Consider the following 4,532-nt stretch of genomic DNA (forward strand, 5'->3'; position numbering starts at 1 on the left):
GGCAAACTAAATTTCATCCGTGGCGGCAAACATGTTGTTTGCGGCAGACAACATGTTCTTTGTGGCAAACTCAACTTCATCCGTGGCAGACAACATGTTGTTTGTGGCGGATAACATGTTGTTTGCGGCAAATCAAACTTCATCCGTGGCGGAACACATCTTTGTCTGCGGCAAACTAAATTTCGTCCGTGACGGAGAACATGTTATTTGTGGCAGATAACACGTTGTTTGCGACAAACTCAACTTCATCCGTGGCGGAAAACATGTTGTTTGTGGCGGATAACATGTTGTTTGCGGCAAATCAAACTTCGTCCGTGGCGAAAAACACAGCGGATTGAAAAAAATCGCAGGAATACTTCCTGCCCGCAGCGAAACGGTTCCAGCTTAAGATTGAGCCTGCCTACCCCTGTTTTTCCTCGATGAAACCGCGATAATCATGCGTTTTTTTCTCCGCAGCATTGCGCTTCTCCTTGCCGCAGCCGCGCTGGCTGCCGCAGGCTGGTTTGCGCATTATGTTTTCACTTCCAGCCCTGGCGGCGGGGAGATACTTGTTGCAATCCCAAAAGGCGCGGGCATCCGGCAGATCAAAACGCTGCTCGGCGAGAAGGGGCTGATCAAAGATGACATCCGTTTTCTCATTCTGCTGCGGCTGCTGCGGGAGATTGAAAAAAAAGACCCGCCCAAGCTGCGGGCCGGAGAATTCAGCCTGCCGCGCGGTTTGACTCCGCTGGAACTGATCCGCGTTCTGAACAAAGCCAAGCCGGTGGCGCATCGGATCACGGTGCCGGAAGGACTGACAATGCATCAGATTGCCGAGCTGTTCGCCAAAGCAGGCTGGGCGGACGCGGCTGTTTTTCTCCAGCTCTGCCACGACAAGGCCTTTATTCAAAGCCTGGGCCTGGAGGCGGACTCGCTTGAAGGCTACTTGTTCCCGGAAACCTACAGCCTGGTGCGCGGCGAGATTGACGAGCGCGGGATTGTCAGCGCAATGACGCGGCGTTTTTTTGCGGTGTGGGATGAGCTGAAAGAACTCTCGGCAAACCGGGGCATGAGCCGCCACCAGCTTCTTACCTTAGCCTCAATTGTCGAAAAGGAAACCGGCAGTGCCGGAGAGCGCGACCTGATTGCCGGAGTCTTCCAAAACCGCCTGCGCACCGGGATGCGCCTGCAATCTGATCCGACCACCATCTACGGCATCAAAAATTTCAACGGCAATCTGACCAAAGCTGATCTGCTGGAGGCGACTCCTTATAATACATATGTGATCAGCGGCCTGCCGCCAGGACCAATCTGCAATCCCGGCAAGGCGGCTTTGGCCGCAGCACTGCGTCCGGCGGAAACACCGTATTTGTATTTTGTCTCCCGCAACGACGGCAGCCATCAGTTTTCCCGCACCTTGGAGGAGCACAGCCGGGCGGTGCGGGAATATCAGAAACGGCGGCAGGCCCAGCAAACAGCGTTCCAGTGATGCAGCCGAAACGGGTGAAAAATGTTTTGTCCTTGCAGCCGACAAGGGCAAAAGATGTTTTGCCCCTGCGCTATACTGGGCCATTGCAGGGGCGAAAAATCTTTCGCCCAAAAGTATTTCATCCAAAAATCTTTCACCAAACAGCATTCCGGTGAGGCCGCCGCCGCTGTTGACCGCCGCTTCTTCCGTCGTTATGATGCAAGCAGCACGTTTCACAATTCCAACGCCGCCGGAAAGATGCCGCAATCACGATGGAACACCGCCGCTCTGCTCGATCTTGAATTCTTCATGCAACAGGACGAAGGGGAAGATATAAACCGGCTGTCTGCCCGCGACCGGGAGATATTCTCCGCGCTGCCGGAGAAGGAAGCTGCGGATGCGCAGCTGCTCCGCTGCTGGCTGGAATGCCGGAAAAAAAAGGCGGAACAAAAAAATATCGCTTTGCCCGGCAGTCTTTGGCAGGAGCTGATTTTTCTTTTCGCCCTTGCCGCCGGATTGGCCGGGCTGATCAGCGGCGGCGGAGCGGCGTTTTCTCTGCTTGCGTATTCCGGCGCGGAGCCGGTCAATGTGGCGGGATATTTTGCTCTGTTCGTGCTGCTGCAAATCGCGTTGTATCTGCTCCTGGCAGGCTCCTTCTTCTGCAGCAAATGTCAAGGCGGCAGCATGTTGACCTCTTCGCTCCTGTACCGGCTGGCCGGGCGGCTTTTTTTCTGGCTTTTAGACAAAAGCGCGGCAGCCGGACGGCGGGCCTCATCGCATATCTCGGCGGAACAACGCCTGAGCTGGGCCGCTCATGCAGGAAGCGTGAAAAGTCTTCGGCAGCGGCACGGCCTGCTGCTGCTTCGGCCTTTCTTTCTCCTTGCTCAGCTCTTCGGCATCAGCTGCAATATCGGCGTGCTGATTGTCACGCTGCTGAAAGTGATTGGCTCTGATCTCGCTTTTGGCTGGCAGACAACGCTTCAGATTGATGCCGCTGCGGTTCATGCGTTGGCAGGGTGGATCAGTCTGCCTTGGTCTTGGCTGCATGCGGATTGGGTGCCCGCGCTTGGGCAAATTGAAGGCTCGCGGCTGATTCTCAAAGACGGCATCTATCATCTCGCCAGCCGCGATCTTGCCTCGTGGTGGCCTTTTCTCTGTCTGTCCGTGCTTTGCTACGGCCTGCTGCCGCGTCTTCTCCTCCTGACGTTCGGCCTGCTGCTGCAGCGGCAGGCTTTCGCCAAACTGAATTTGCATCAGGGCTGCTTCCGCCAGATCATCCACCGGATGCGCACGCCGCAGGTTGCAACTGCCGCGTCTGCTCCTGCAAAAAAAGATGCGGCAGCATTGCCGCCGGAAGAATCATGCGCACCGGAAAGCACGCTGCCGCAACGCAATGAAACCCCGCCGGTTGTGGTTTTAATTCCAGATGAGCTGTCTGCTGCCTGTCCGACCGACGCGCTGGCGGAACAGATACGCCGGAAGACCGGATATCTGCTCCGTCAGATCGTGCCGTTTGGAACACTGGAAAAAAGCGAGGCCGAGGAGCTGGCGATCCTTAAAGAGGCAATGAGCGCACAGGGGGGCTGCAAAGATGTCTTCATCCTCCACGAGGCGTGGCAGCCGCCGGTGCAGGAACTGCTGCGATGGCTGGCCGAGCTGCGCCGCGCTCTTGGTCCGCAGCCAGTGATCATCCTGGCCTTGATCGGCAAACCAGCGGCAGAAAACCTGCTCACTCCGCCGCAGCCGGAGCAATTCCGCATCTGGCGGCAGAAAACCGCCGCGCTGGGCGATTCCGGCCTGCATGTGATTGAATTATGCTGAAGCAGATTCCTGAATTCGCCATCGTCGGCCACCCGAACGAGGGCAAGTCCTCTGTGGTTTCCACGCTGAGCGAGGATGACTCTGTGCGGGTCAGTCCTGTGCCGGGAGAAACCACAGAATGCCGGTCTTTTCCCGTGCTGATTGACGGGAGAGAGGTGATCCGTTTTATTGACACGCCCGGCTTTCAGAATCCCCGCGCCACCTTGGCTTGGATGCGGGCGTATCAGGGAAATGACCGCGAGATGCTGCATGAATTCATCCGCATCCACCGCAACGACCCGGCCATGCACGATGACTGCGCCCTGCTTGCGCCGCTGGCCGCCGGAGCAGGGATTATCTTTGTTGTGGATGGCTCGCGACCGCTCCGCAACATGGACAAGGCGGAAATGGAAATCCTCCGTCTTACTGGCAGGCCGCGCATGGCGATCATCAACTGCAAGGATGAGAACAGCAGTTTCCTGTCAGACTGGCAGAATGAATTCAGAAAGCACTTCAATTCAATACGCCTGTTCAACTCCAACAAGGCAACTTACAGCCAGCGCGTCGCTCTGCTGCAGAGCCTGAAAGCCATTGATCAGGATTTGGAGGCGGTGATTGAAAAGGTCATTCAAGCCTTCAGCGCAGACTGGGACAGCCGCCGCCGCCAAAGCGCCGCTTTGATCACAGTCATGCTGAAGGAAAGCCTGCTCTACCGGGCCAGCGCAGCTTGTCCGCCCGGCACGGACGAAGAAAAACTCAAGGCTGATCTGCATAAAGCCTACACCGAGTTTGTCAGCAAGCGCGAGCGAGCCGCGCAGCAGCAGATACGCAGGCTGTTCAAGCACAATCTCTTCAATGCGCAATTGCCGGAACAATCCATCTTGCAGGAGGATTTATTCTCGGCAAAGACATGGGACTTTCTTGGCCTGACAAGAGAAGACCTGATCTGGGCCGGGGCCATGAGCGGTGCGGCACTCGGCGTTGGAGTGGACGCGCTCACGGTCGGTTCCTCCTTTGGCCTCTTCGCAGCTCTCGGCGGAGCGATTGGTGCCTTCAGCGCAGCTGTCACGGGCAAGGATGTGCTCTCTGGCGCACGTCTTTTGGGGATGAAATTGGACAGGCAGCAGATGCAGGTCGGGCCAGTGATGAATATTCAGCTGCTTTACATTCTCCTTGACCGCGCCTTGCTTTATTGCCGCCATGCAGCCAATTGGGCGCATGGCCGCCGGGATTATGACAACGCTTCCTCGGCTGCAATCGGAGAGAAACTTGGCTGCACTGCCAG

General features: G+C 56.8%; 3 protein-coding genes. All 3 read left to right on the forward strand.

Annotation, left to right across the window (positions count from 1 at the left end):
* Positions 1 to 436: 436 nt before the first annotated feature.
* Positions 437 to 1,468 (forward strand): endolytic transglycosylase MltG, encoded by a 1,032-nt coding sequence (gene mltG, locus ACNKID_RS03510; protein WP_417912053.1) that lies wholly within the window; start codon positions 437 to 439, stop codon positions 1,466 to 1,468.
* A 237-nt stretch (positions 1,469 to 1,705) separates the two neighbouring features.
* The gene (locus ACNKID_RS03515) at positions 1,706 to 3,268 is read left to right on the forward strand and encodes a DUF2868 domain-containing protein (RefSeq protein WP_417912054.1); all 1,563 of its coding nucleotides are present in this window, start codon (positions 1,706 to 1,708) and stop codon (positions 3,266 to 3,268) included.
* Positions 3,262 to 4,532 (forward strand): GTPase/DUF3482 domain-containing protein (locus ACNKID_RS03520; protein WP_417912055.1); only part of this gene is annotated, 1,271 nt, incomplete at its 3' end. The genes ACNKID_RS03515 and ACNKID_RS03520, both read left to right, overlap by 7 nt.

It is taken from the genome of Candidatus Electronema sp. TJ (assembly GCF_048287355.1).
Classification (GTDB): Bacteria; Desulfobacterota; Desulfobulbia; order Desulfobulbales; family Desulfobulbaceae; genus Electronema.